25 protein-coding genes are annotated in these 26,150 nt (G+C 71.8%); 13 read left to right on the top strand and 12 right to left on the bottom strand.

The window, feature by feature from the left end; translation table 11 throughout:
- Nucleotides 1-6: 6 nt before the first annotated feature.
- From PGH47_RS12315 to PGH47_RS12330, 4 genes are all read right to left on the bottom strand, one after another.
- The gene (locus tag PGH47_RS12315) at nucleotides 7-822 is read right to left on the bottom strand and encodes a hypothetical protein (RefSeq protein WP_271663451.1); all 816 of its coding nucleotides are present in this window, start codon (nucleotides 820-822) and stop codon (nucleotides 7-9) included.
- Nucleotides 823-862: 40 nt separating this feature from the next.
- Nucleotides 863-1,507, bottom strand: coding sequence for a PhzF family phenazine biosynthesis protein (locus PGH47_RS12320; RefSeq protein ID WP_271663452.1), 645 nt, complete (start codon nucleotides 1,505-1,507; stop codon nucleotides 863-865).
- A gap of 121 nt (nucleotides 1,508-1,628) precedes the next feature.
- Complete coding sequence (locus PGH47_RS12325) at nucleotides 1,629-3,167, bottom strand: HtaA domain-containing protein (protein ID WP_271663453.1); 1,539 nt, start codon at nucleotides 3,165-3,167, stop codon at nucleotides 1,629-1,631.
- A 76-nt stretch (nucleotides 3,168-3,243) separates the two neighbouring features.
- Complete coding sequence (locus tag PGH47_RS12330) at nucleotides 3,244-4,662, bottom strand: HtaA domain-containing protein (RefSeq protein ID WP_271663454.1); 1,419 nt, start codon at nucleotides 4,660-4,662, stop codon at nucleotides 3,244-3,246.
- Between the two features lie 110 nt (nucleotides 4,663-4,772).
- On the opposite strand from PGH47_RS12330, the gene PGH47_RS12335 reads away from it, so the two are divergent.
- From PGH47_RS12335 to PGH47_RS12365, 7 genes are all read left to right on the top strand, one after another.
- Complete coding sequence (locus tag PGH47_RS12335) at nucleotides 4,773-5,780, top strand: heme/hemin ABC transporter substrate-binding protein (RefSeq protein ID WP_443048482.1); 1,008 nt, start codon at nucleotides 4,773-4,775, stop codon at nucleotides 5,778-5,780.
- Entirely contained in the window at nucleotides 5,777-6,865 is a 1,089-nt protein-coding gene (locus PGH47_RS12340; RefSeq protein ID WP_271663456.1) for a FecCD family ABC transporter permease, read from the top strand. Before PGH47_RS12335 ends, PGH47_RS12340 begins: the two co-directional genes overlap by 4 nt.
- Nucleotides 6,866-7,126: 261 nt before the next feature.
- The gene (locus tag PGH47_RS12345) at nucleotides 7,127-7,945 is read left to right on the top strand and encodes a heme ABC transporter ATP-binding protein (protein ID WP_271663457.1); all 819 of its coding nucleotides are present in this window, start codon (nucleotides 7,127-7,129) and stop codon (nucleotides 7,943-7,945) included.
- 126 nt (nucleotides 7,946-8,071) lie between these two features.
- Nucleotides 8,072-9,229, top strand: coding sequence for an iron uptake system protein EfeO (gene efeO / locus PGH47_RS12350; RefSeq protein ID WP_271663458.1), 1,158 nt, complete (start codon nucleotides 8,072-8,074; stop codon nucleotides 9,227-9,229).
- A gap of 10 nt (nucleotides 9,230-9,239) precedes the next feature.
- The gene (gene efeB, locus PGH47_RS12355) at nucleotides 9,240-10,511 is read left to right on the top strand and encodes an iron uptake transporter deferrochelatase/peroxidase subunit (protein ID WP_271663459.1); all 1,272 of its coding nucleotides are present in this window, start codon (nucleotides 9,240-9,242) and stop codon (nucleotides 10,509-10,511) included.
- A 3-nt stretch (nucleotides 10,512-10,514) separates the two neighbouring features.
- On the top strand, nucleotides 10,515-11,387 hold the full coding sequence (gene efeU, locus PGH47_RS12360; RefSeq protein WP_271663460.1) for an iron uptake transporter permease EfeU: 873 nt from the start codon (nucleotides 10,515-10,517) through the stop codon (nucleotides 11,385-11,387).
- Entirely contained in the window at nucleotides 11,347-12,339 is a 993-nt protein-coding gene (locus tag PGH47_RS12365) for a hypothetical protein (RefSeq protein ID WP_271663461.1), read from the top strand. Before efeU ends, PGH47_RS12365 begins: the two co-directional genes overlap by 41 nt.
- 13 nt (nucleotides 12,340-12,352) lie before the next feature.
- On the opposite strand, the gene PGH47_RS12370 is transcribed toward PGH47_RS12365, so the two are convergent.
- Together PGH47_RS12370 and PGH47_RS12375 are read right to left on the bottom strand one after the other, a co-directional pair.
- Nucleotides 12,353-13,087 (bottom strand): bifunctional DNA primase/polymerase, encoded by a 735-nt coding sequence (locus tag PGH47_RS12370; RefSeq protein WP_271663462.1) that lies wholly within the window; start codon nucleotides 13,085-13,087, stop codon nucleotides 12,353-12,355.
- A gap of 174 nt (nucleotides 13,088-13,261) precedes the next feature.
- The gene (locus tag PGH47_RS12375; RefSeq protein ID WP_271663463.1) at nucleotides 13,262-13,906 is read right to left on the bottom strand and encodes a TetR/AcrR family transcriptional regulator; all 645 of its coding nucleotides are present in this window, start codon (nucleotides 13,904-13,906) and stop codon (nucleotides 13,262-13,264) included.
- Between the two features lie 111 nt (nucleotides 13,907-14,017).
- On the opposite strand from PGH47_RS12375, the gene PGH47_RS12380 reads away from it, so the two are divergent.
- On the top strand, nucleotides 14,018-14,209 hold the full coding sequence (locus PGH47_RS12380; protein WP_271663464.1) for a DUF6243 family protein: 192 nt from the start codon (nucleotides 14,018-14,020) through the stop codon (nucleotides 14,207-14,209).
- A 19-nt stretch (nucleotides 14,210-14,228) separates the two neighbouring features.
- Here PGH47_RS12380 and PGH47_RS12385 read toward each other — a convergent pair whose 3' ends face one another.
- The 3 genes from PGH47_RS12385 to PGH47_RS12395 form a co-directional block, all read right to left on the bottom strand.
- The gene (locus PGH47_RS12385) at nucleotides 14,229-15,221 is read right to left on the bottom strand and encodes a small ribosomal subunit Rsm22 family protein (RefSeq protein ID WP_271663465.1); all 993 of its coding nucleotides are present in this window, start codon (nucleotides 15,219-15,221) and stop codon (nucleotides 14,229-14,231) included.
- 244 nt (nucleotides 15,222-15,465) lie between these two features.
- On the bottom strand, nucleotides 15,466-16,653 hold the full coding sequence (locus PGH47_RS12390) for a serine hydrolase domain-containing protein (protein WP_271663466.1): 1,188 nt from the start codon (nucleotides 16,651-16,653) through the stop codon (nucleotides 15,466-15,468).
- Nucleotides 16,593-17,903, bottom strand: coding sequence for a multidrug effflux MFS transporter (locus tag PGH47_RS12395; RefSeq protein WP_271663467.1), 1,311 nt, complete (start codon nucleotides 17,901-17,903; stop codon nucleotides 16,593-16,595). Before PGH47_RS12395 ends, PGH47_RS12390 begins: the two co-directional genes overlap by 61 nt.
- 87 nt (nucleotides 17,904-17,990) lie before the next feature.
- Between PGH47_RS12395 and PGH47_RS12400 the strand changes: the two genes are divergently transcribed.
- Entirely contained in the window at nucleotides 17,991-19,037 is a 1,047-nt protein-coding gene (locus tag PGH47_RS12400; protein ID WP_271668038.1) for a Gfo/Idh/MocA family protein, read from the top strand.
- On the opposite strand, the gene PGH47_RS12405 is transcribed toward PGH47_RS12400, so the two are convergent.
- The gene (locus PGH47_RS12405; RefSeq protein WP_271663468.1) at nucleotides 19,024-20,664 is read right to left on the bottom strand and encodes an alkaline phosphatase D family protein; all 1,641 of its coding nucleotides are present in this window, start codon (nucleotides 20,662-20,664) and stop codon (nucleotides 19,024-19,026) included. The two genes, PGH47_RS12400 and PGH47_RS12405, sit on opposite strands and share 14 nt — an antisense overlap.
- A 134-nt stretch (nucleotides 20,665-20,798) precedes the next feature.
- On the opposite strand from PGH47_RS12405, the gene PGH47_RS12410 reads away from it, so the two are divergent.
- A complete protein-coding gene (locus PGH47_RS12410; protein WP_271663469.1) occupies nucleotides 20,799-21,563 on the top strand; it encodes an SDR family oxidoreductase in 765 nt (254 codons plus the stop codon).
- Between the two features lie 266 nt (nucleotides 21,564-21,829).
- On the opposite strand, the gene PGH47_RS12415 is transcribed toward PGH47_RS12410, so the two are convergent.
- Both PGH47_RS12415 and PGH47_RS12420 read right to left on the bottom strand, forming a co-directional pair.
- A complete protein-coding gene (locus tag PGH47_RS12415) occupies nucleotides 21,830-22,813 on the bottom strand; it encodes an aldo/keto reductase (RefSeq protein WP_271663470.1) in 984 nt (327 codons plus the stop codon).
- Between the two features lie 178 nt (nucleotides 22,814-22,991).
- Complete coding sequence (locus tag PGH47_RS12420; RefSeq protein WP_271663471.1) at nucleotides 22,992-23,318, bottom strand: nuclear transport factor 2 family protein; 327 nt, start codon at nucleotides 23,316-23,318, stop codon at nucleotides 22,992-22,994.
- 133 nt (nucleotides 23,319-23,451) lie between these two features.
- On the opposite strand from PGH47_RS12420, the gene PGH47_RS12425 reads away from it, so the two are divergent.
- The 3 genes from PGH47_RS12425 (at nucleotide 23,452) to PGH47_RS12435 (ending at nucleotide 26,130) form a co-directional block, all read left to right on the top strand.
- Nucleotides 23,452-24,009 (top strand): DoxX family protein, encoded by a 558-nt coding sequence (locus PGH47_RS12425; RefSeq protein WP_093745789.1) that lies wholly within the window; start codon nucleotides 23,452-23,454, stop codon nucleotides 24,007-24,009.
- A 45-nt stretch (nucleotides 24,010-24,054) separates the two neighbouring features.
- Nucleotides 24,055-24,453: a MazG-like family protein gene (locus PGH47_RS12430; protein WP_271663472.1), complete on the top strand. Its 399-nt coding sequence runs from the start codon at nucleotides 24,055-24,057 to the stop codon at nucleotides 24,451-24,453.
- A 510-nt stretch (nucleotides 24,454-24,963) separates the two neighbouring features.
- Nucleotides 24,964-26,130, top strand: coding sequence for a hypothetical protein (locus tag PGH47_RS12435; RefSeq protein WP_271663473.1), 1,167 nt, complete (start codon nucleotides 24,964-24,966; stop codon nucleotides 26,128-26,130).
- Nucleotides 26,131-26,150: the final 20 nt, after the last annotated feature.

The raw sequence follows: 26,150 nt of genomic DNA on the forward strand, positions 1-26,150 counted from the left end.
GGCTCTTCACCGCCAAGGCCGCAGACCGCCCGCGTCCTTCTTCCAGCCGTCGCGGGCGGCACGCAGCAGGGCGTCGGCGCGGGCCCGGCGGGTGCGGGCGGCTTCCCTGATCGTGTCGAGCTCGGGCCGACCCGCCTCCCCGGCCTGCGCCAGATCGGCCTCGGCCCGCTTGATCTCCGCGACCAGCTCGGCCTCCCGGGCCTCCTGCCGGCGCAGGAACTCCTCGTGCCGCAGCACCTGGTTGCGGATGTCCTCGACCAGGTCGTACGCGGCGACCTCGGCCTCCCGCGGGTAGTGCTCGGTGCGACAGGTGCCGTCGGGGCGGGTCACCCGGATGTGGACGTTGTCGCGGGTGTGGCCGAACTCGACGGCGAGGCCGGCCAGCGGCAGCCGCTCGTCGACGGACGGCCGGTCGGCACCGTCGGCTGCCTCTTCCGTCATGAACAGCAGGACGTGCTGGTGGAGTTCCAGCGGTGGCAGCCACCGCTTCGGACGCACCGCCCGCCCCTGCCCGGGTTTCGGCAGCGCCGCCCGGGCCGCCTGTAACTCCCGCACGCGTTTCCGGTACGGCGCGACCCTTTCCGACCAGCGCCGTTCCGCGTCCGCCTCGCTCCGATGGGCCTTTTCGTAGGCGGACCGCCGTTCACCGCGGGCGTCGGACAGCGCCCGCCGCGCCGCGCGCTCCTCGGCGCCGAACGAGAAGGTGAAGCGCGCTCTGCCCGGCACGCACGGATAGCGCAGCAGCCGGAACAGCAGCCCGCACCCCACGACGACCAGCACCACGATCACGGTCCGCACCGGATGCCCCCCTGTGCCCGCCAACGGGCCCAGTGTGACCGCATCCGGCGACCCGCACCAGGTGTCAGCGCTCCAGGACCACCCGGCCGCCGAGCTCGACCCAGTCGCCGGGCTGAGGTGCCGTCAGGAGCTGGGAACCTGCGCCCTGGGTGATGTTGAGCGCGCGGCCCAGCCGATGCGTGAGCTGGATGGCCGCGGCACCGGTCGCCTCGTCCTCCGCGACACCGTCACCCCGCCCGGGGAACCCTCGCGCACGCACCCGCCCGGCGGCCTCGTCCTCCCACGCCCAGGCGTAGATCCACTCCCCCGCCGGCGGCACGGCGAGGCCGTCGACCTCACGCGCGCTGCCGTACTGCCGCAGGGTGCGCGGCAGCGCCCACTCCGGCCGGGCCTCGATCCAGCAGAACTCCCCGTCGATCCGCGCGCCGACCACCCCGGCGGGCGTGACGAGTTCGGGCACGTCGAGCAGCCAGGCCGTGCCGACGCACGGATACCCGGCGAAGGGCAGTCGCACGGAGGGCGTGTAGATGTCGATGACCCCGCGCTCGGGGTCGTCCACGAACACGGTCTCGCTGAAGGCGAGCTTCGCCGCGAACGCCTGTCGTTCCTCGGGATCCGGCATCACGGATCCCTCGCGGACGACACCGAGCTCGTTGCCGTACCCGCCGCTCGGCCCGCAGAAGACGCGGAGGACGTCGTAGTCAGTCACGAGGGAATTCAAGCACCTGCCCGGGGCCGGCAGCGCCGGCCCCGGGTTCACGGGGTGGGCAGCGCCGGCCCCGGGTTCACGGGGTGGGCAGCGCCCGCCCCGGGTTCACGGGGTGGGTGTCTTACGCCTCGGTACGGCGCCTGCGCATCGCGATCACGACGCCCGCTCCGGCCGCCACCGTGATCGCGGCCGCCGTGCCGAGCGCGGCCACCGGCACGTCGGACCCGGTGCTGGCCAGACCGCCCGTGATGCCGCCGGTCGTCGAGCCGGTTGTCCCGGCGGAGTCGCCGGTCGAACCGCCGCTTCCCGAACCGCCGCTTCCCGAACCGCCGTTCCCCGAGCCACCGCCCGTCGAGCCGCCTGTGCCGCTGCCGTCCGGCAGTTCGGCGTCGGCCGTGAGGGCCACCGCCAGGTCGACCGGGTCGAGTTCGGTGCCGGCGGTGTAGAAGCCGCCGAACGCCTTCGCGCCGGCGGTGGTGAGGGTGGCAGTCACGTCGTCGGCCGTGATGACGTCGTCCTGCGCGACCAGGTCCGACTCGTCCGCCTTCAGGTCGGCCAGGACCACGTCCTCGGTCCTCTCGCCGAGGCTGGTGACGTCGGCGGTGAGTTCGCCGACGCCCTCGTCGAGGGTCACGCGCAGGCCCGTCAGGGTGAGGTCGAGGCCGTAACCGCCGTCCTCGCCCTGGCCCTTGTGGCCCTTGAAGGTCACGGCGCCCTTGAAGTCCGCGGAGAGGGTGTCGGCGTCGGTGTCGTACTCCCCCGTCGCGTCGGTGAACGTGAAGACCCCGTTGTCCGCGGCCTGCGAGGCACCGCCGGACGTGGTGATCCCGCCGTTCGCGACCCCGCCCACGACATACGAACGGAACGACTGCTTGACGCCCCAGCCGAGCGTGCCGTCGGCTATGTCGCCCTGGGCCGGGGCCTCGGAGGCGGGCTCGGAGGGGGCGGTGCTCGTGGAGGGCGACGCGGACTCGGTCGCGGGGGCGGTGGGGGTCGCGGACTCCGTGGCAGTCGCGGTCGGCGTCGAGGTCGGCGACGGGGACTGGGTGGGGGTGGCCGTCGGTGTCGGCGTCGGAGACGGCGAGGTGGTCTTCTGCACCACCGTCAACGGGTCCCCCGCCGCCCCCTCGTACCCCGGGCTGCCGAGGGTGTCCGCGGCCTCCTTGGTCAGCTTGGTCGTCATGTCGGTCATCGTCCGCGTCACGGTGACGTCGGCGAGCGGCACGTCCTGTGTGGTCGTACCGGACTTGGTGACATCGGCGGTGATCTCGGCCGCCGCGCTGTCGAACCGCACGTCGGACAGCGTGATGTCGAAGCCGTGCGCCTGGGAGACGATCCGCACGCTGCCCTTGAAGCCGAGGTCGACGGTGTGGGCGGTGGAGTCGTAGGTGCCGGAGCCCTCGGTGAAGGTGAACGCGCCGTTGCCGGCGGCCTGCGAGGCGCCGTCCGTCGCGGTGAAGGTGCCGGCCGCCATGCCGGTCACATAGGTCCGGTAGGACTGCTTGATGCCCCAGGTCAACTCGTAGCCGCTGAGCGGGACTTCGGCCGCCGAGGCGGTGCCGGCGCCGAGGGTGGCGAGCGCGGCGGCGCCCAGGGTGGCCGCGGTGGCGACGGCGGCGGCCAGGACGACGGGGCGGCGTCTGCGGTCGTTGGTGGGCATGGCGGGGGTTCTCCTTGCACTGGGTGGGTGGTCCGCCGCGGCCGATCGCGGCCCGGCGGACGGGGCATGGGGGGGGTCAGTCCGTGTCGGACGTGGGGGCGGGGGCCGCGGCGGCCGGCCGGGTACGGCGCCTGCGTACGGCGACGAACGCGAAGGCGGCCGCGACCAGCAGCAGGGACCCGGCCGCGAGGCCGATCGGCAGAGCGGGGACGCCGTCGTCGTCGGAGGTGCTCGCGACGGGTTCGGCGGACGGCTCGGCCGTTGTCGGCGACGCGCTGGGCGTGGGGGTGCTGCCGAGGTCGGGCAGGGCGGGCAGTTCGGCGTCGGCGGTGGTGGCGACGGCCAGGGAGACGGGGTCCATCCCGGTGCCCGCCCGGTACATCCCGCCGAAGGCCTTCGTGCCCTCGGCGGTGAGTTTCGCGGGCGCCTCTGTGACCTTCGCCAGGCCGTCCTTCGCCTTCAGTTCATCGGCGGTGAAGGTGACCAGGGGCACCTTGTCGCCGGTGAAGCCGGCCGCGGTCACATCGGCGTAGAGCGTGCCCTTGCCGTCCTCGACGGTGACTCGGACGCCGCTCAGCCTCAGGTCGAGGCCGTGCGCCCCGGTGAAGCGGACCTCGCCCTTGAACGACGCCTGAAGGTCGCCGTCCTCGAGGGTCCCCCGCCCGTCGGGGAACCGGAACAGCGTGCCGCCGTCCTCGGCGCCGGAGGACAGTGCCCACTCGCCCTTGGCGATGTCGCCGGTGACGTACTCCCGGAAGGTGCGGCGCACACCCCAGTCGACGGCGCCGTCCAGCAGTCTGCCACCCGAAGTCTTCTTCTTCGCGGGCGACTTGGCGGCGCTCGGTGTGGGCGAGGGCTTCGGCTCGGTGGTCCTCGCCGCGACGACGTCCGCCGACAGGCTCACCGGGTCGAGGGCGGTCCCGGCCGTGTAGTACCCCGCGAAGGAGCGGGCGCCCTGGGAGGTGAGCGTGGCGGGGAGGTTGTTGAGGACGACCGCGTCGCCGCCGCCGCGCATGTCGATCCCGCCGAGGGAGAGGGCGGCGAAGGGCACCTGACTGGACGTCGTGACCGTCCCGGTGCCCTTCGCCTTGCTGGTGACGTCCACGTACAGGGTTCCGGTGGAGCCGGAGACGCGGACGGTGGGGCGGCTGAGCGTGAGGTCGAGCTGATGGGTGCCGGCGTCGGTGCGGTGGCCGACGAAGTGGACGCCGCCGGAGAAGGAGGCCCGGAAGGCGCCCGTGTCGCCGTCGTACGTCCCCGTCGCCGAGTGGAAGCGGAAGCCGCCGCTGCCCACGGTCGCCGCGCCGCCGGTCAGGGAGTAACTCCCCTTCGCGATGGGCCCGGTGACATAGCTCTGGAAGGAGGATTTGACGCCCCAGTCGAGCCGGCCGCCCTGCACGGCCCTGCTCGCCGCATGGGCGGCGGTCGCCGGGAGCAGGGCGCCGAGGACGGCCGCGCAGAGCACAGCGACCAGGGCACGTGGGTGGGCAGACATGAGAGGTCCTCCGAGACGACGGACACGACGACCGGTAGCGAACGAAGGTAAGGCTAACCTAAGCTTTGCCTAGCTGGAACGGCAGTGGACCGAGAGAAGCGGACGGGACCGTGCGACGTTTGCGCACACGACTTACGGGCGCACTGCTGGCGGTGCTCGCCCTCACTACGGCCGGTTGCGGGGGCGCGAGCCACGCGGGGGCCGGCGCGCAGAGCACCGGCGCGAAGGCCGACGCCAACCGGGTCGAGCCGCTCGCCGGGAAACCGGACCCCGACCTCCCGGTCACCGTCCGCTCCGCCGACGGCGGGAAGGTGACCGTCGGGAAGGCGGACCGCGTGGTCCCGCTCTCCGGCAGCCTCGGCGAACTCGTCTTCACGCTCGGGCTCGGCGACCGCGTCGTCGCCCGGGACATCACCGCCACCTTCGCGCAGGCGGCGAAGCTGCCCGTCGTGACCCGGGGCCATGACGTCTCGGCGGAGAGCGTGCTGTCGCTCAGGCCGGACCTGGTGCTAGCCGAGACGACGACCGGGCCCGCCGAGGCCATGGACCAGATCCGCGCCGCGGGCATTCCCGTCCTGGTGGTCGCCCCGGCCCGGGGACTCGACGACGTGGACCCACGCATCGAGGCCGTCGCCGCCGCGCTCGGCGTGCCTGCGGCGGGCAGGGCGCTGACCGATCGGACGGAGCGGCGGATCGCCGCCGTGCGCACGGGAGTTCCGCGCGAGGAGGAGAAGCCGCGGGTCGCCTTCCTCTATCTGCGCGGCTCCGCCTCCGTCTATCTCATCGGCGGCAAGGGCTCCGGTGCCACCTCCCTCATCGAGGCGGCCGGAGGGATCGACGCCGGGGCCGAGTCGGGTCTCGCGAAGGACTTCACCACCATCACCAGCGAGGCCCTGGTCAAGGCGGCGCCGGACGCGATCCTCGTGATGAGCAAGGGACTCGAGTCGGTCGGCGGCGTCGACGGACTGGTGAAGATCCCGGGCGTCGCCGAGACGCCGGCCGGCGCGGACCGCCGGATCGTCTCGATCGAGGACGGTGCGCTGCTGAGCTACGGGCCGCGCACCGACCAGGTGCTGAAGTCGGTCGTGGCGCAGCTGTACGAGGGGGACGCGGCATGACCGTACTGGAGAAGGCCGCGCCGTCCGAGGCCGTGGCGGGGACGCCGCCGCGCCGACGGCACACCACGGTCTGGCTGCTGACCGTCGGGATGAGCCTCGGGCTGCTCGTCCTCGTCCCGGTCGCCGCCGGGATCGGCGCCTACCCGATCCCGGTCGGGGACGTCCTCGCGTCCATCCAGCACAAAATGGGCCTCGGCGGGGGCGAGTTGGACCGGGTCGCCGAGTCGGTGCTGTGGAACGTGCGCTTCCCGCGGATCGTGCTCGCGCTGCTCATCGGGGCGTCGCTGGGGTGTGCCGGGGCGTTGATGCAGGGCGTGTTCGGGAACCCGCTCGCCGAGCCGGCGACGATCGGGGTCTCCCTGGGGGCGGCGGTCGGGGCGGTCGCCGCGATCTCGCTCGGGCTGACCTTCCTCGGCAACTGGACGCTGCCCGCGATGGCGTTCGTCTCCGGGCTCGGCACCGTGCTCCTTGTGTACGCGATGTCCCGTTCGGGCGGGCGCACCGAGGTGGTGACCCTGATCCTCATGGGGATCGCGGTCAACGCGTTCGCGGGGGCGCTGATCGGCCTGTTCATCTTCCTCGCGGACACCGCGGCGGTGAACCAGATCACGTTCTGGCAGCTCGGCTCACTCGCGCAGTCCACGTGGCCGAAGGTGACGGCGGTCCTGCCGTGCGCGGCCGTGGGGCTGGTGGTGGCGCCGCTGTACGCGCGCCGGCTTGACCTGCTCGCGCTGGGCGACCGGCCCGCCCGGCATCTGGGGGTGGACGTGGAGCGGATGCGGATCGCGTTGATCCTGGTGGTCGCGCTGCTGACGGCCGCGGCGGTCAGTGTCTCCGGGGTGATCGGGTTCATCGGGCTCGTCGTGCCCCACCTGCTGCGGATGGCCGCGGGGCCGGGGCATCGGTTCCTCGTTCCGGGCAGTGCGCTGGGCGGGGCGGTGGTGCTGCTCGCGGCGGATCTCGCCGCGCGGACGGTGGCGGCACCGGCGGAACTGCCGCTCGGTGTGCTCACGGCCCTGCTGGGCAGCCCGTTCTTCTTCTGGCTGCTGCGGAGGACTCGGCGGCGGCAAGGGGGGTGGGCGTAGGGGTTGTGGGCCGGGTGCGGGTGAGTGTGGGCATGTGGGTCGTGGGCCGGCTGCGGGCCGGTGGGGGCTGGTCGCGCAGTTCCCCGCGCCCCTCAAGGACGTTGCCCGGCCCGGCGACAGCACCCGGCCGTCCGCCGCACCGGCCTCTCCCCCGCCCCCCATCCACCGACCACCCTTTGCTCCGCCGCAACGGCGCTCAGCCCCCACGACCTTGCCGGCGGTGCCGAACCACCCCCGACCACACCTTCAAGGAGCCCGTGTATGAGACTTCTCCGGCCTCGGCCCTCGTACCCCGCCCCCGCCGAACCCGGTGACACCCTTGCCGAGGCGGTGGGTCTTCGTGTTCGGCTCGGGGCCCGTGAGGTGTTGGGCGGGGTGTCCGTCGCCGTCCGGGCGGGTGAAGTGCTCGCGCTCGTCGGGCCCAACGGGGCCGGGAAGTCGACGCTGCTGGGTGCGCTCGCCGCGGATCTGCCGGCCGCCGAGGGGGTCGTACGGATTCACGGGCGGCCCGCGACCGAGTGGACCGCTCCCGAACTCGCCCTGCGCCGGGCGGTGCTGCCGCAGTCGGCGACCCTCTCGTTCCCCTTCACGGTGGAGGACGTCGTCCGGATGGGCCGCGCACCCCACGCCGCCTCCCCCGCCGAGGACGACCTCGCCGTCGCCGGGGCGATGGCTGCCACCGAGGTGAGCGACTTCGCGGTACGGCCGTTCTCGGCGCTCAGCGGCGGCGAGCGGGCCCGCGTGGCGCTCGCCCGGGTGCTGGCGCAGCGGACCCCGCTGCTGCTGCTCGACGAGCCGACCGCGGCACTGGACCTGAAGCACCAGGAGTTGGTGCTGCGGGTGTGCCGGGAGCGGGCGCGGGCCGGGGACGCGGTGGTGGTCGTGCTCCACGACCTGGGACTCGCGGCCGCGTACGCGCACCGTGTCGCGATCCTGCGCGCCGGGCGGGTCGCGGCCGACGGACCGCCCGCCGAGGTGTTCTCCGAGCGGCTGCTGTCGGAGGTCTATGACCAGCCGGTCGAAGTCCTTTCGCATCCTCGGACAGGAGAGCTGCTGGTGGCACCGCGGCGGAACCTTTGACCATCCTTTGACTTCTCCATGGGGTCGATTTTGGCCACTTAGGTAATCCTTATCTCCGTTAGGCGAGCCTCACCTTGGTATGTGAGGCCCGTCACGCACTCTTTCCGGCCACCTCATGGAGCCTTCATGCGCACCGTCAGACTCCCCGTCACCACCGCCATCGCCGCCGTGGCGGCTCTGACAGCCGTCACGGGGTGCACCGAGAAGGGGAGCACCGAGGGCGGCGACCGGGTCGTCAACGTGACCTCGACGGACGACAAGTGCGAGGTGTCGAAGAAGGAGTTCCCGGCCGGCCACGTCGAGCTCGCCATCGAGAACAAGGGCTCCAAGGTCACCGAGGTCTACATCCTCTTCCCGGACGACCGCATCGTCACCGAGCGCGAGAACATAGGCCCCGGCACCAAGCAGCGCGTCACCGCCGAGGTGAAGGCGGGCGACTACACGATCGCCTGCAAGCCGGGCATGAAGGGCGACGGCATCCGACAGACCGTCAAGGCCACCGGCAAGGGCGCCGCAGCCAAGCGCGACCCGCGCCTGGACGAGGCCGTGGCCGCCTACCGCAAGTACGCCCAGGAGCAGGCCGACGAGACCCTGCCGCTCGCCGAGGCGTTCGCGAAGGCGGTCAAGGACGGCGACCTGGAAGCGGCGAAGAAGGCCTACGCCACCTCCCGCATCGGCTGGGAGCGCACCGAGCCGGTCGCCGAGTCCTTCGGCGACATCGACCCGAAGGTCGACGTGCGCGAGGACGGCCTGGAGGACGGCCAGGACCCGGCCACGGACTGGACCGGCTGGCACCGGCTGGAGAAGTCCCTGTGGCAGGACAAGAAGATCGGCGACCGTGAGAAGGAGCTCGCCGACCAGCTCATCACCGACCTGAAGGACTGGCAGAACCGGGTCGGCAAGGCCGAGATCACCCCGACCTCGATGGCCAACGGCGCCAAGGAGCTGCTGGACGAGGTCGCCACCGGCAAGGTCACCGGCGAGGAGGAGCGCTACTCGCACACCGACCTCGTCGACTTCAAGGCCAACGTCGAGGGCGCGGAGAAGGCGTACGCGCTGCTGAAGCCGGTCGCCAAGGAGAACGACCCCGCCCTCGTCACCGAGCTGGACAAGCAGTTCGGCGCGCTGAACACGCTGCTCGACAAGTACCGCGCGGACAAGTCGTCGTACGACTTCACCTCGTACGACAAGGTCACCAAGGCCCAGCAGAAGGAGCTGTCGGACGGCGTCAACGCGCTCGCGGAGCCGCTGTCCAAGCTCGCCGCCGCCGTAGTCGTGAAGTAGGGGCACGGTCATGACGGAACAGACCGAAGAGACCGAAGAGACCCGTGGCACTCCCGCTCCGTCCCGGCGCTCGCTGATCGGCTGGGGCGGTGCCGGGCTCGCGCTCGGCGCCGTCGCCGCCGGCGGTGCCGTGGCGATGACCCGCACCGGTGACGACGTGGATCCGGCCGCCGCCGAGACGGGCGCCGCTATCCCCTTCCACGGCGAGCGGCAGGCGGGCATCGCCACCCCGGTGCAGGACCGGCTGCACTTCGCCGCGTTCGACGTGAAGACCGAGGACCGCGCCGAGTTCGTGCAGATGCTGAAGGACTGGACGGCGGCCGCGCGCCGGATGGCCGCCGGACAGGCCGTCGGCGAGGGCGCGTACGGCGGTCTCGCCGAGGCGCCGCCGGACGACACCGGTGAGGCGCTGGGTCTGAAGCCGTCGCGGCTGACGCTGACCATCGGGTTCGGTCCGTCGCTGTTCGAGAAGTTCGACCTCGCCGGCCGGCGGCCCGAGGCCCTCGTCGAGCTGCCGCACTTCTCGGGCGACAACCTCGACAGGAACCGCAGCGGCGGCGACCTGTGCGTGCAGGCGTGCGCGGACGACCCCCAGGTCGCCGTGCACGCGATCCGCAACCTGGCGCGCATCGGCTTCGGCAAGGTCGTCATCAAGTGGTCCCAGCTGGGCTTCGGGAAGACCTCCTCGACCACTCCCGAGGAGCAGACCCCGCGCAACCTCATGGGCTTCAAGGACGGCACCCGCAACATCGCGGGGACCGAGACCGACCGGCTGAAGAAGTTCGTGTGGGTCGGCGAGAAGGACGGGCCGGAGTGGATGGCCGGCGGCTCCTACCTCGTCGCCCGGCGCATCCGGATGCACATCGAGACGTGGGACCGCACCTCCCTCCAGGAGCAGGAGGACATCATCGGCCGCGACAAGGGCGAGGGCGCCCCGGTCGGCAAGGCCAAGGAGCGTGACAAGCCGTTCCTGAAGGCGATGCTGCCCGACGCGCACGTCCGGCTCGCGCACCCCGAGTCCAACGAGGGGGCGACGATCCTGCGCCGCGGCTACTCCTTCACCGACGGCACCGACGGCCTCGGCCGGCTGGATGCGGGCCTGTTCTTCCTCGCCTACCAGCGCGACCCGCGCACCGGGTTCATCCGGATCCAGCGCAACCTGGCCATCGACTCGCTCAACGAGTACATCCAGCACGTGGGTTCGGCGCTGTTCGCCGTCCCGCCCGGCGTCCGCGACAAGGACGACTGGTGGGGCAGCACCCTGTTCGGCAAGGAGGCGTAGCCCGTGTTCGCCAACTACCTGATCGGACTGCGCGAGGGCCTGGAGGCCAGCCTCGTCGTCTGCATCCTCATCGCCTACCTGGTCAAGACGGACCGCCGGGACGCGCTGAAGCCCGTCTGGACCGGCATCGGCGTGGCCCTCGCCCTCGCGCTCGGCTTCGGCTGCGCGCTCGAATTCGGCTCCCAGGAGCTGACGTTCGAGGCGCAGGAGGCCCTGGGCGGCTCGCTGTCGCTCATCGCGGTGGGCCTGGTGACGTGGATGGTGTTCTGGATGCGGCGCACCGCCCGGCACTTGAAGGCCGAGCTGCACGGCAAGCTGGACGCCGCTCTTCGGATGGGCACCGGCGCGCTGGTGGCGACCGCGTTCCTCGCGGTGGGCCGGGAGGGCCTGGAGACGGCCCTGTTCGTGTGGACGTCGGTGCGCGCGGCCGGCGACGGCACCCCGCGCCCGCTGATCGGCGCGGCCCTCGGCATCGCCACGGCGGTCGTCCTCGGCTGGCTGTTCTACCGGGGCGCCCTGCGCATCAACCTCGCCAAGTTCTTCACCTGGACCGGCGGCATGCTGGTCGTCGTGGCGGCGGGTGTGCTGGCGTACGGCTTCCACGACCTCCAGGAGGCGCGCTGGGTGCCGGGCCTGAGCAACAAGGCGTTCGACATCAGCGACACCATCGACCCGTCGAGCTGGTACGGCACCCTGCTGAAGGGCGTGTTCAACTTCCAGCCGGACCCGACCGTCCTCCAGGTCACGGTGTGGCTGCTGTACCTGGTCCCGACGCTCGCGCTGTTCCTCGCCCCGGTAGGGTTCGCCTCCGGGAAGGGGAAGGTGAAGGCACCTGATGAGCAGGGATCGCGGCCCTCGAAGGCTCCGCAGGCTTGACCGGAGGGCACTGATAGCGGCCGGTGCGACCGCTTTGTCGTTGACGGCGAGCGGATGCGTGGTGGTCCACGGGGAGCGGGAGATCCTCCCCTCGGCCACCAAGGCTGAAGCCGAGGAGGCCCTCAAGGAGTTCACCTCCGCGTACAACAAGGCGGACAAGGCGTACGACAACTCCCTCTACGCCGACCACGTCACCGGCGCACTCAGCGACATCGACGGGGCTCGGCTGAAGGCGGGCAAGGCGCTGAGCCCCAAGGGCAACGCGGCACACACCCCGCTGGAGTTGTCGGACGCCAGGATCACGATCCCCAAGAAGGCGGGCTGGCCGCGCTGGTTCGTCGCCGACACGGCCGCGAACAAGGGCGGCAAGGCACGCTGGGTCTTCGTGTTCACCCGCAGCGGTCTGGACGACGCGTGGGAGGCGGCGTATCTGACGCTGATGGCCCCCGGCGACCTGCCGAAGTTCAAGACGGACAAGGACGGCTGGGCCGAGGCCGTACCCGCGAACTCGACCGAACTGGCCGTGCCGCCCGGGGACTTGAGCAAGGACTACGCGGGCTATCTCAAGAACGGCGGCGACACGTTCGCACAGGGCCCGCACACCAGCACCTGGCGGGCGGACCGGGACAAGGACGCCAAACGGCCGGGCCTGGTCAGCCAGTTCATCGACGAGCCGCTCACAGGCGGCGACTACGCCCCGCTGGCGCTGCGCACCGCGGACGGCGGCGCGCTGGTGTTCTTCACCACCCGCTACTACGAGAAGCGGACGGCGTACGCGGGCACCTCGGTCCCCTCGCCGGGCAAGGCGGTGGAGGCGCTGACGGAGGGCGAGATCAAGCAGTCGCTGACGATGGAGTTCGTCTCCAACGAGGTGGCGCTGGATCCGAAGGGCTCCGGGAAGGTGGACGTGCTCGGCCGGATCCAGGGACTGACGTCCGCGAAGGGCGAGTGATCCTCGCGCCCGCTCAGTGGCGGCGCAGGGGCCAGGCCGCGGATGCGTGGTCGGGCTCCGCGCCGGCATGGCGGGCGCAGGCGTCGGTGAGGAGCTCCAGCACGCTCAGCGGGTCGGGCAGCGGGTGCTCGGGGCCGCGTACCCAGTGCACGGTGCGGTTCTCGCCGGGCAGCTGGGCGGGCGGTACGAGGACGTAGGAGCCGCGGCAGTGCCAGCGCAGTCCCGGGTGCTCGTCCATGGTCTCGGGGTGGCAGTCCAGCTCACAGGGCCACCACTCGTCCTCGTCCTCGGGGGTGCCGCGGGTGGCGGTGAAGAACAGCAGGCGGCCGTCGTCGCTCTCGGCGACGGGTCCGACCTCGATGCCGGCGTCGAGCAGCCGCTCCAGCGCCTCACGCCCGGCCTCGACGGGGACGTCGAGCACGTCGTGGACCATGCCGGTGGCGGTGATGAAGTTGGCCTGCGGCTGATGCCGGGCCCAGCGCTCGATCTGTCCTCGATCGGTGGTGGACTGCGTCTGCCAGGCGAAGGACACCGGGTGCCTGGCCGGGGTGGGACAGCCGACCCGGTCGCAGGAGCAGCGGAAGCCGGCCGGGTGCGCCGCGGGGGCCAGCGGCAGTCCCGCCGCCGCGGTGGCGAGCAGCAGGGCCTCCCGGCCGCCGTCGTCGGCGGTGTCCTTGGGGCGGCGTCCGCGCAGCCACTGGGTGAGTTTGCCCTGCAGTCCGGTCCGGCCGCCCAACTCCGCGCTCATCTATCCCCTCGCCTCGCTGTCGTGCGGAACAGCATGCCTCATGGTCCCACCATCGTGCGCCTCGGGGGGCCGTAGCGGACAACCGGGCCAGGTGGGGCGAGGTGTGTGCAGCCCCGCGATCTGGAGTTTTGCACCACTTTGGCGGGATTTACGGACTTACCCGGCTTACCCGACTTACCGGGTGCGCGGCGCGAGGCCGTGCAGGGCGTAGTCGACGAGAGTGTCCGTGTATTCGTACGAGATCGGGCCCGTGTGCTGAAGCCAGCGCTGGGCGAGCGGCGAGACGAAGAGCTCCAGCGCGATGCGCGGGTCGACGTCCGGGCGCACGTCGCCGGCCCCCTGCGCGGTGCGCAGCCGCTCGACGTACAGCTGGAGCGAGGGTTCGAGGAGTTTGGCGACGTACTCCCGGCTGAGCGCCTCGTTGACCAGGCCCTCGGCGGCGAGGGCGCGGGCCGGGGCGGCGAAGCGGGGGTCGGTCATCTGGTCGATGGTGGCGCGGAGCACACCCTTCAGATCGGCCGCGAGGTCTCCGGTGTCCGGGATGGCGTACGGCTCCTCCCCGGCGGCCCGCGCGGCCTCCTCCCCCAGGTCGAGGAACGCCTCCATCAGCACCTCGGCCTTCGACGACCACCACCGGTAGATCGTCTGCTTGCCGACCCCGGCCCGGGCGGCGATGCCCTCGATGGTGGTCCTGGGGTAGCCGACCTCCGCGACGAGCGCGAGGGCGGCGTCGTAGATGGCCCGCCGGGACTTCTCACTTCGACGGGTGGAGCTGGGCGCGGGCCCCTCGGACTTCGGGGCGGACTTCTGGGCTGCCATGGCTCGAATTTATCAGGTTGACAAGACGGAGCGTCTCGCCGGACTCTGGGAGAGTTCAATCCTGCGAGACGAAACGTCTCGTTTATCCTCTGATCCCGAAAGGAGCCTCAGATGTCCCGAGGCGGGAACATGCTCGGAGTCGGCGGCACGCGCCGGAACCTCGGCCGCAAGGCCCTGCGCGGCGGCGGACGGAACGGCAGGATCGGCGGCGGCCTCGACCCTCAGGCCCAGAAACGGGAGCTGCTGCGCAAGCTCCAGGAGAGTCGGGCGGAAGCGGAGACGCAGGACGAGGAGACGTCCTAGCCGGATACCGCCGGGGGCGTCACGGCGCCTCCGGCGGCCACGCGTCGCCCCATTCCGTGTCGCGAGCGGCCTTGTAGAGGTCGCCGTGCCGCTTGGTGATCGTCGTGCGATGCAGGGACGGGTCGGTCTCGCAGAGGTCGAGGAGGACCTGGCCCTTGCGGATCTGGGGTTTGCGGACGACACGGGCTAGAGCTGGGGTGGCGGGGAGCCGGGTGGCGGCGACGTAGCTGAACTTCTCGTCCTCGTAGGCGAGGGAGCCGCCCTTGATCCGGCGGTGCAGGGAGGAGCGGCTGACCCTCGCCGAGAAGTGGCACCAGTCGGTGCCGGGGACGATGGGGCAGGCGGCGCTGTGCGGACAGGGGGCGGCGATGCGGAAGCCGGCGGCGATGAGGCGGTCGCGGGCCTCGATCACGCGGGTGTAGCCGTCGGGGGTGCCCGGTTCGACGATCGTCACGGTCCGGGCCGCGGACGCGACGGTGTCCAGGAGGGCGGCGCGGTCCCGGGCGGTGAGCTCGTTGAGGACGTAGGAGACGGTGACCAGGTCCGCGGGGTCCAGGGTGAGCGTCGAGTCGATGCGGGTGCGCTGCCAACGGGCCTTGTCCAGCGTCGGGTCGGCCGCCGCGATCTCCCGGCCGATGGCCAGGGCGGGCTCGGCCCAGTCCAGCACGGTGACGCCGCGCTCGCCCGGCCAGGTGGTGGAGACGGCCCAGGTCGCCGCGCCGGTTCCGCCGCCCACGTCGGTGTGGGTCGCGGGGGTCCAGTCCGGGACGGTCCGGGCGAACGCCTCCAGGGCGGAGCGGACCGCTTCGAAGGTGGCCGGCATGCGGTAGGCGGCGTAGGCCGCCACGTCCGCGCGGTCGCGCAGGATCGGCGCGTCGGTGGGTGTGGCGCCCCGGTAGTTGGCGATCAGGCGGTCGACGGCCTGGGCGGCCTGGCGGGGCGGGAGGTCGTCGAGGAGGGTGGCGAGTGCGATGCGCAGGGTCTCGGCCGACGGGGGGACGGGGGCGTTCACCCGGCGATTCTATGAGGGTGGGTGGGGGTGGTCGCGGCCGGCTTTCTCGCCCCCGCCGCCCCTACCCGTCCCATCCGTCCCTGGGGGCTGCCGCCCCCAGACCCCCGCATCGGCCTGAACGGCCTCGTCCTCAAACGCCGGACGGGCTGGGTATGTCAGCCCCTCCGGCGTTTGAGGAGCGGGGTCTGGGGCGGAGCCCCAGAGGGACGGGGCGGGTAGGGGCGGCGGGGGCGAGGAAGGTTTGTCAGCGGCCCCGTACCGCCCGAGCCACCCGTGTCCCCGCCCGTGCCCTCGGTCGGCTGTCCGCATCCCGGCGGCGTGGGTGGACCGTGTTCGCCAGCAGGATCAGGAACGTGTCCGTGGTGGGGTCCAGCACCAGGGACGTGCCCGTGAAGCCGGTGTGCCCGGCCGCCCCCCGGCCCGCCAGTTCCCCCATGAACCACGGCTCGTCGACGGCGAAGCCGAAGCCGGGTGAGGTGAGGAGGAGTTCCACGAAGTCGGGGCCGAGGACGCGGGCGGGGCCGTACGCGCCGCCCGACAGCAGGGCGCGACAGAAGACCGCGAGGTCGCGGCCGGTGGAGAACAGGCCCGCGTGGCCCGCTACGCCGCCCAGCGCCCACGCGTTCTCGTCGTGGACGACACCGCGCAGCATGCCCCGGTCCGCCTTGGCCCAGGGCCGGCGCTGGTCCTCGGTCGCCGCCGCACCGGGGCAGGGGCCGAAGTGGGTCGCGGTCATGCCCAGCGGACGCGTGATGCAGTCGTGGATCAGGACGTCCAGGCCGCGGCCGGTGATGCGTTCCAGGACGTGCTGGAGCAGCAGCATGTTCAGGTCGGAGTAGCAGTACGTGCCGGGGACACCGATCGGCGCCTGCGCGCGTAGCGTCTCCAGCCGCTCCGCGTCGTCCGCGCAGTCGTACAGCGGGAGTTCGGGCCGCAGCCCGGAGGTGTGCGTGAGCAGCTGGCGCACCGTGATGTCGTGGTACGCCGCCGCCCGGAAGTCCGGCAGATACGCCCCGACCCGCGCGTCGATGCCCAGCGTGCCCCGCTCGATCTGCTGCACCGCCGCGACCGAGGTGAAGAGCTTGGTGAGGGAGGCCAGGTCGAAGGGGGTGCTGGTGGTCATCGGGACGCGGGAGTCGGGCGGGAGTTCCCTGCCCGAGTCCCTCTCCTCGTCGTAGGAGGCGTACCGCACGGCCCAGCCCACCGCCTCCTCGACGGCCAGGTACGGCCCCCGCCCCACGATCAGCACCGCTCCGGCCGCCCAGGGACGGGAGCCGGTGGTGAGGTCGTGGACCTCGCGGACGAGATGTCGGATCTCCTCGGGGTCGAGTCCGGCCCTTTCCGGCGTGTCCCCGCGCAGTCTCGGCGCGCTCAGCTCCCTGCTCCCTCCGCGACCGGACGTCCATCCGCACGTCTGTTCCAAGGACGGCACATTCCCATGAAGCAGGCCAGCGCCACCAGTGCTGCGGCCAGTTGGACGACGGCCATCGGGACGGCCGTGTCCTCACCGGCGATGCCCACGAGGGGCGACGCGACGGCGCCGATGAGGAAGGAGGAGGTGCCGAGGAGCGCGGAGGCGGACCCGGCGGCGTGCTTGGTGCGCTGGAGGGCGAGGGCCTGGGTGTTGGGGAGCGTGATGCCCATCGCGGACATCAGCACGAACAGCGCGGCGGCCACCGGCACCAGTCCGACCTCGCCGAACACGCCCAGGGACATCAGCAGCAGCGCGGTCGCGGCGAGGATGACGATCCCCAGGCCCACGCCCAGCACCCGGTCCAGTCCGACCCGTCCGACGAGCACCTTGCCGTTGATCTGGCCGACGGCCACCAGCCCGACGGAGTTGAGCCCGAACAGCAGGCTGAAGGTCTGCGGGGAGGCGCCGTGGATCTCCTGGATCACGAAGGGGGACGCCGCGATGTAGGCGAAGAGGGCCGCGAAGGCGAAGCCTCCCGTCAGTGTGTACCCGGCGAACGCGCCGTCGGCGAGCAGTCCGCGCATGGCGCGCAGCGCCTCGCCCACCCCGCCGGCATGCCGGTCCTCGGGCGCGAGGGTCTCCGGGAGCCTGCGCCAGACGAGACAGGTCAGCAGCACCCCGACGACCGTCAGTACGACGAACACGCCCCGCCAGTCCGTCACCCGCAGGATCTGCCCGCCGATGAGCGGCGCCACGATCGGCGCGACCCCGGAGATCAGCATCAGGGTCGAGAAGAAGCGGGCCATGGCCAGGCCGTCGTAGAGGTCGCGGACGACGGCCCGTGCGATCACGATCGCCGCGGCACCCGCGAGTCCCTGCGCCAGCCGGAAGGCGACGAGGGACTCGACGGTGGGTGCGAGGGCGCACAGCGCGGTGGCCACGACGTAGACCGCGAGGCCCGCGAGCAGCGGGCGTCTGCGGCCCCAGCGGTCGCTCATCGGGCCGACCACCAGCTGCCCGAGCGCCATGCCGGCGAGGCAGGCGGTGAGGGTGAGCTGGACGGTCGCGGCGGGCGCGTGCAGGGAGCCGGTGACCTCGGGCAGCGCCGGGAGGTACATGTCCATCGCCAGCGGGGGCGTGGCCGTCAGCCCGCCGAGGATGAAGGTGACGAGGAGCCCGGTGGTGCGCAGGGTACGGGCGCGCGGTCGGTCCGTCCTCGATACCGTCGGCTGCGAGACGTCCGGTATCGGCCCCCCACGGTCGCCCATGCGCCCCTCCCTCTCCTAGTGATCCGCCCTCTATGCTCTCAGCTCGTACACAGTGCCTGGGGACACATGAGCGAGGGGCGGGCCGCGATGGCCGAGCAGAAGGTGCGGTGGGGGATTCTGGCGACCGGCGGAATCGCCGCCGCGTTCACCGCGGATCTCGTGGACCTGCCCGACGCCGAGGTGGTGGCCGTCGCCTCGCGGCGGCAGGAGTCCGCCGACGCGTTCGCCGAGCGGTTCGGCATCCCCCGGGCCTACGGCGACTGGACCTCGCTCGCCGAGGATGGCGACATCGATGTCGTGTACGTCGCCACCCCGCACTCGGCGCACCGCGAGGCCGCCGGGCTGTGTCTGGAGGCCGGCCGCCATGTGCTGTGCGAGAAGGCGTTCACGCTGAACGCGCGCGAGGCTGCGGAACTGGTCGCGCTGGCGAAGGCCCGCGGCAGCTTCCTGATGGAAGCGATGTGGATGTACTGCAACCCGCTGGTGCGGCGACTCAAGGCTCTGGTGGACGACGGCGCGATCGGCGAAGTGCGCCATGTCCAGGCCGACTTCGGGCTGGCCGGTCCGTTCCCGCCCTCGCACCGGCTGCGCGACCCGGCGCAGGGCGGCGGCGCGCTGCTGGACCTCGGTGTGTACCCGGTCTCCTTCGCGCAGCTGCTGCTCGGGGAGCCGTCGGACGTGACGGCGCGCGCGACGCTGTCCGCGGAGGGCGTCGACCTGCAGACCGGAGCCCTGCTGTCCTGGGACGGCGGAGCGCTCGCCTCGCTGCACTGCTCGATCGTCGGCGGTACGGCGACCGCCGCGTCGATCACCGGCTCGGCCGGCCGGATCGACGTGCCCGGCGGCTTCTTCTTCCCGGAGCGCTTCGTGCTGCACCGGGACGGCCGTGACCCCGAGGAGTTCACGGCCGACCCGGCCGACGGGCCGCGCAACACCCTGCGGCACGAGGCCGCCGAGGTGATGCGGGCCCTGCGGGCCGGCGAGAGCGAGTCGCCGCTGGTCCCGCTGGAGGGCACGCTCGCCGTGATGCGGACGCTCGACGCGATCCGCGACCGCGTCGGCGTCCGCTACCCGGGCGAGGGGACCGGCGGCGAGGAGACCGCCGGCGAGGCGCCGGAACTCACGCCGGCGTGAGCCCCTGCGCCCCCACCTGCGTGACGAAGGAGGCGGCGGTCGCGATGGGCGCCCCGGTCGTGGTCACGTACGGCACCGTCTTGAAGTCGGCCCGCGCGAGCTGCTGTCCCAGGGCGACGGTCACGTAGCCGCGCCGCCCGTTGTAGAACCGCATGTGCGGGTTGGCCCTCATGTACGTGTCCCAGTTGGCGGGCCGGTCGCTGCCGTCGCGGCCGCTGGTGATGGACGTGGCGACGATCTCGGTGCCGAGGGTGGCGGAGTCGGGGGCGTCGAAGTCGTCCTTGATGTCGAAGCCGTAGCCGACGTGGACGTCGCCGGTGAGCACCATCAGGTTCTCGACGCCGGCGGCCTTGGCGCCGTCCAGGACCCGGCGGCGGGAGGCGCGGTAGCCGTCCCAGGCGTCCATGGACACCCGTGACGGCTCGGTGAGGTCGAACTTGCGCTGGGCGAAGGTGACCTGCTGCGGCACGACGTTCCACAGCGCCGCGGAGTCGCGCCAGCCGTCGAGCAGCCACCGCTCCTGGGTGGCGCCGGTCATCGTGCGCGCCGGGTCGTCGACCTCGGGGCCGGGGATCTGGGAGCCGTCGCCGTAGGCCTGGTTCGAGCGGTACTGGCGGGTGTCCAGGACGTCGAACTGGGCGAGCCGGCCCCAGTGCAGGCGGCGGTAGAGCTGCATGTCGGGGCCGGTGGGGCGCTGCGGCAGGCGCAGGGGCTGGTTCTCCCAGTAGGCGCGGTAGGCGGCGGCCCGGCGCAGCAGGAACTCCTCCGGCGGGACGCTGTTCTCCGGGATGTCGTCGGCGTAGTTGTTCTCGGTCTCGTGGTCGTCCCAGGTGACGACGAACGGGTGCGCGGCGTGCGCGGCCCTGAGGTCCGGGTCGGACTTGAACAGGGCGTAGCGCAGCCGGTAGTCCTCCAGGGTCGTCGTCTCGCGGTCGAAGAGCGCGGGGAGGGTGCGGTCGGTGTAGTTGCGGTAGCCGCCGAGGGAGTTGACCGCGTACTCGTACAGGTAGTCGCCGAGGTGGAACACGACGTCGACGTCGTCCTGCGCGAGATGGCGGTAGGCCGTGTAGTGGCCGTCGGTGTACGCCTGGCAGGACACGGCGGCGAGGGTGAGGGAGCTCGCCGCTGCGGTCCGGGCGGGGGCGGTGCGGGTGCGGCCGGTCTCGCTGATCCAGGTGCCGGCGCTGAAGCGGTAGTAGTAGACGCGGCTCGCTTCGAGGGCGGTGACCTCGACGTGGACCGTGTGGTTGAACTCCGGGTAGGCGATGGCCGCGCCGCGTCTGGCGATCCTGGTGAATCCCTCGTCGTGCGCCAGCTCCCAGTGCACCGTGATCCGCTGGGCGGGCAGCCCGCTGTCGGGCTGGTACGGGGCGGGGGCGAGGCGGGTCCACAGCAGGACGGAGTCGGGCAGCGGGTCCCCGGAGGCGACGCCGAGGGTGAAGGGGTTGTCGGTGATCTTGCGGGCGTCGAACTGGGCGGCGCTCGCGGTGCCCGCGGCCGGCACGTTCACGGCGAAGGCGAGCGCGGCGGCCGCGCCGGTGACGGTCAGGAAGCGGCGGCGCCCGATGTGGCGGGCCGCCGCGCGCAGTTCGGGGCTGTGCTGGGGCAGGTCTGTAGTGGTGGTCATCCGGTCCTCCCCTTGCTGATGGATGCATGAGGCATTGGAGTGGCCGGTGACGACACTCTCTTGGCGCGTACACAACACCCAGATGGCAGACAGATGAGTTCCGAATGGCGGACGGTCGCGTAGCCTGCGGCCCCATGAATGACAGGCAAACGGACACGAGGATCGCCGTGGTGACCGGCGCCGGCTCCGGCGTCGGGCGGGCGGTGGCGACGGAACTGCTGCGCGCGGGCTGGTCGGTGGCGCTGGCCGGACGGCGCGTGGAGACGCTGGAGGAGACGGCCGCACTGGTGCCCGACGGCGCCGCTCTCGCCGTACGGACCGACGTCTCACGTCAGGAGGACGTGGCCGCGCTGTTCGCCGCCACCGTGGCGCGGTTCGGGCGGATCGACCTGCTGTTCAACAACGCGGGGACGTTCGGGCCCGGCGGGGTGCCGGTGGAGGAGCTGCCGTACGACGCCTGGCGGCACGTGGTGGACACCAACCTCAACGGGGCGTTCCTGTGCGCGCAGGCGGCGTTCCGGCAGATGAAGGAGCAGGACCCGCGCGGCGGCCGGATCATCAACAACGGCTCGATCTCCGCGCACACGCCCCGCCCGCACTCGGTGGCCTACACGGCGACCAAACACGCGCTGACCGGCCTGACGAAGGCGCTCTCGCTGGACGGGCGGCCGTACGGCATCGCGGTGGGCCAGATCGACATCGGCAACGCGGCGACCGACATGACGGCCCGCATGCAGACCGGCGCTCTCCAGGCGAACGGCTCGGTGGCGCCCGAGCCCGTGATGGACGTCGCCGACGTGGCGCGGACCGTGCGGCACATGGCCGAGCTGCCGCTGGAGGCGAACGTGCAGTTCGCGACCGTACTGGCGACGGCGATGCCGTACGTGGGGCGTGGCTGAGATCCGACGGCCGGTAGTTGCCTCCACAACTTGCACAAGTGGAATCTGGAATTCCGCTGCGTCAGTGCTGTTAGACGACTTATGCTCAACTTTGCCTGCACCGGAGCTTCACATTTGGAGCACGGTGCTTCCGCAGACCAAACCGAGGGGGGTGGACGGCAGCCGTTCCACGACACCGGGTGGGGGTGGATCTCGCGCGGGACCGCGGGATACGCACCGGTGCGTGGAACGGCTGCCGTGCGATCGGCAGGGTCGCCGGGTGCCGCTCAGCGCTCCAGGATCCGGTCGACCTCGGCCAGCTGCTCACTCGTGAGCGCGCCCCTCTCCAGGGCGCCCGCGTTCTGCTCGGCCTGGGCGACGGAACGGAACCCCGGGATCGGTACCGCGTGCGGGCTGCGGGCCCACAGCCAGGCGAGGGCGCCCTGGCCGAGGGTGCGGCCGCCGCTGGTGAGCACATCCTTCAGCGCGTCGACGCGGGCCAGCCACCGCGGATCGGCGCCGCCGTCCTCGAAGCCCTGCAGCCACTCGGGCGGCCGGCTGCGGATGTCCCCGGCCTCCAGGGCCTGCCCGCTCCTGCGTCCGCCGGTCAGCAGGCCCATCGCGAGCGGGCTGCGGTTGATGCTCGCCAGCCCCAGCTCCTCGCACAGCGCGAACATCTCGGGCGCGTCCTGGAGCACGTTCGCCATGTGCTGTACGGCTGCACAGTGCTCCCCGCGGGCGAAGACGGCGGCGCGGGCGGGGTCGTCGGTGCTCCACGCGTACGCCCGGATCAGCCCCTCGCGCACGAACTCCTCGCAGAGATCGCGCAGTTCGGCGGCGCGCGCCGGGTCCGCGTCCGACAGATGCAGCTGGTAGAGGTCGATGTGGTCGGTGTCCAGGCGCCTCAGGGACGCGGTCAGCGCGCGGCGGGCGTACTCCGGGGTGTCGTCGGCGCCGGTGAGGGTGCGGGTCTCCTCGTCGAAGACGTTGCCCCACTTGGTGGCGACGACGACATCCGCGCGGCGCTTGCCGAGGGCGCGCCCCAGGACGCGTTCGCTGTGGCCGGCCCCGTAGGTGTCCGCGGTGTCGAAGAAGGTGACACCCAGGTCGAGGGCGCGCCGGACCGCCCGTACCGACTCCTCGTCGTCCACCTTGCCCCAGCCCAGCGGCTGCCCGTCGGCGGACTGCCACTCACCGCCGATGGCCCAGCACCCGAAGCCGAGAGCGCTTACCCCGATGCCGGTCCGTCCCAAAGTCCTCTTGGTCTCCATGGGGTGGGACGTTAGGAGTTGAAGCGCACACGAAGGCAACCCCCTGGGCGCGACTCCCGAAACCGGTTACACCTGACCGGTCACGCCAGGCCGGTTACGCCTGGCCTGTTACCCCTCGCCGGTCACGCCAGGCCGGTTACGCCTGGCCTGTTACCCCTCGCCGGTTACGCCTGACCGGTTACGCCTGGCCGGTCTCGAAGCGGGAGATCCGGCCGTCCTCCTCGACCTGGAAGTGCCACTGGGTGCGCATCTCGCCGTAGGTGTCGTTGCGGTAGCTGGCGAGGAGGTCGCGGCCGTTGTTCGACTCGTTGTCGACCTCCATGTGACCGTGCGAGGAGAAGATCTCCCGGTCGATCCAGTCGGCGAGGTCACGGTCGGTGCCGTCGTCCGCCATGGTCGCGCCGGGCGCGAGGAGGCTCATGAAGCCCTCGCGGTCGTGGGCGTTGACGGCGGTGACGAAGGCACGGACGGCGGGGTCGCTCAGTTTGGACGTCTGAATCGTCATACCGGTCAGCCTCACACCGGGCCCTGCGGCCCGCCACCCGAACGGCGGCGACGGCAGGCCGGTCGGGTGCCGCGGGTGCGACGGTGGATACGCGGGAGGGGATCTGTTCCTGCTGTCTGCACCGGGAGTCGCTGTGAGTGCTTACGACCGACGTGATCTGGGCCTGCTGTTGCTCCGGCTGGGTGCCGGCGGCGTACTGGCCGCGCACGGCACACAGAAGCTGTTCGGCTGGTTCGGCGGACACGGCATCGAGGGGACCGGCCAGTTCATGGAGTCGATCGGCTACCGGCCGGGCAAGGCGAGCGCGACGGCGGCGGGCCTCGCCGAAGCCGGCGGCGGCACACTGCTGGCGCTGGGCTTTGCGACCCCGCTCGCGGGCGCCGCGGCGGCCGGCGGCATGGCGGGGGCCTCCGCGGTGCACGCCCCGAACGGCTTCTTCGCCCAGGAGGGCGGATACGAGACCGCCGCGACCCTGGGCCTGGCCGCGGCCGGCCTCGCCGTCACGGGCCCCGGCCGGCTCTCCCTCGACCACGCCATGGGGCATCTCTTCGACCGCGGCTGGATGGTGCCCACGGCGCTGGCGGCGACGGCCGCGGTCACGGCGCTGGTGGTGGGCGCGCGGCAGCGGAGGCTGGACAAGCCGGAGAAGGACGAGCAGTTCGACGGGCAGGAGCCGTTGTTCGAGGAGTGACGGCCTGGTCCGAACGGGTCGCGGGCCCTGTGCCAGGCTGCCCGTATGACCGATCAGACGGTGCCCTCCGAGACCGTGCCTTCCGAAACCGTGCCCTCCGAGACCGTGCCCTCCGAGACCGCCGCCGACCTGTGGGCCGCCATCGACGCCCTGTGGACCTGGCTCGACACCGACCAGCCGATCGGCGGCCGCGAGGGCATGGTGCTGCGCATGCTGAAGCTGTCGGAGGAGGTCGGTGAGGTCGCCCAGGCGGTCATCGGCGCGACCGGCCAGAACCCCCGCAAGGGCGTCACCCACACCTGGGAGGACGTACAGGGCGAACTGTGCGACGTGGCGATCACGGCCCTGGTCGCCCTGCGCACGCTGACACCGGACACGCGTGAGGTTTTCGGGCGGCATCTGGAGAGGGTGACGAAGCGGTCCTTGGGCGCAACGCCTCTTTAGATTCTTATGGCCGCGGTGCGGGGTGGGCAGCTTCAGGGAAACCCAGTTTGTCCAGCAGCGCGTCGAACAGCTCCTCCAGGAACGTCTCCTGTCGAACTCCGGGGTGGCCATCCACAGGCTCACGTCGTCCACGTCCTCAAGTTCCTCTACGAGGAAGGCAGCGGCGTTCGGCCTGACGTGACGGGGCTTCCGGCCCGGTCAGCGCGGACTCAAGGCTCAGCTTCCTCGGCCGCTGAGAGCTGTCGACACGTGGCACGCATCACGCGTCGAGATTGAGTCAACTCATCCTATTAGCAGCCAGGTTGGGAAAGGAGTGCCTATAGGTTCCCCTGTGACCATTCTTGATCATTTCTAGGGGGAACCTTGTCGCGTTCGCGCGCGAGATTCTTGGTCTCGGCATGCGCCGGGGCCACCGCACTCATTGTTCTCGGCACCGCCCCACCGGCGAGTGCCGCCGCACCCAACGAAGCCTGCACCGGCCTCTACAACGCTCGCATCACCTTCTGGGCGATGACGTGCAGCCAGCCGGGCGAGCCGATGATCGGCGGCTTCGCCACCTGGCGCAACATACCGATCACCTTCGATCAGGTCGACACCGGATCAGCGACCGTGCAGGTGGCCAACTACCTGCGCGTCAGCCCGAACACATCGAGCAGTCCGCTGGCTCCCAACATCGAGATCGGCCTGTATGCGGAGAAGACGGGGAAGACCACCCACACCTACGGCCCTCGCTGGTCGGAACTGACCACCAGCGGTGGTCGTACGCAGGCCATCAAGGCCGGGGTCAACCCGACCAAGCCGGACAAGCGCAACCACACCTATATGACCGTCCGCCAGGACAGCGGCAATCAGTGGGACGTGCTTTACGACTTCAACAAGGTCGGCTCCACCACCAAACAACTCAAGGTGCTGGGCGGCAACACCAACCGCATCGACGTCGGCTTGGAGGTGACCGGACCGCAGTACATCAACGTCCCCTCGCTCGCGAACCGCATGCAGTTCATGACCGGCAACAAGGTGTGGCAGCAGGTGGCGACGGCCAACGTGGCCAAGTCCGTCACGCTCCCGGTGTGCAGTGCGAGCCACAAGCCGCCGAACTGCTTCACCACCAAGCTGACCGACAACAGCAAGTTCACCCAGTGGACGCTGAGCAAGCCGCGTCGGCAGGCCGCCGCCTCTCCGACTGCCGCGACGCAAAGCCGGGACGCTGCCGTGGCCGACCTGCCCGCCACGTTCAACGGCGTGGACCAGCAAGCTCTGCAAGCCTGCCTGGAGAACGACCCGGACAACTGCCTGGGCACCGTGCCCGGCCTGTCTGAGTGCGTGGCCGCCATCCGGATCTGCAACGCCGCCGCTCTGCCGTCAGCCGGGGAAGCGGAGGACGCCGGAGCCGGCGTTGACGTATCGGCCGCGGACATCCGGGCACGGGCTGCGGCCGCCTTCGACGTCTCCGGCGACTCCGTCGCCGTGGAGCCGCCCGTCGCACCAGCCGTGCTGAAGAAGCGCTCCAACGCGGCCGACGGCAGCGGAGACACCGCCTGGAAGGTGACCTCCACGAGCCCTACTCCCGGGTTGCAGCGCACCGACCGTCGCTTCGACGGGTTCACCGCCCGCTACTCCGCACACACCGGCGCACTGCTGGAGGCGTGCTGGGGCGACCTCTGCGATGCCTCGTGATCACCACGTGGCTCAGATGC

This window comes from Streptomyces sp. HUAS 31 (genome assembly GCF_028198125.1).
Classification (GTDB): Bacteria; Actinomycetota; Actinomycetes; order Streptomycetales; family Streptomycetaceae; genus Streptomyces; species Streptomyces chartreusis.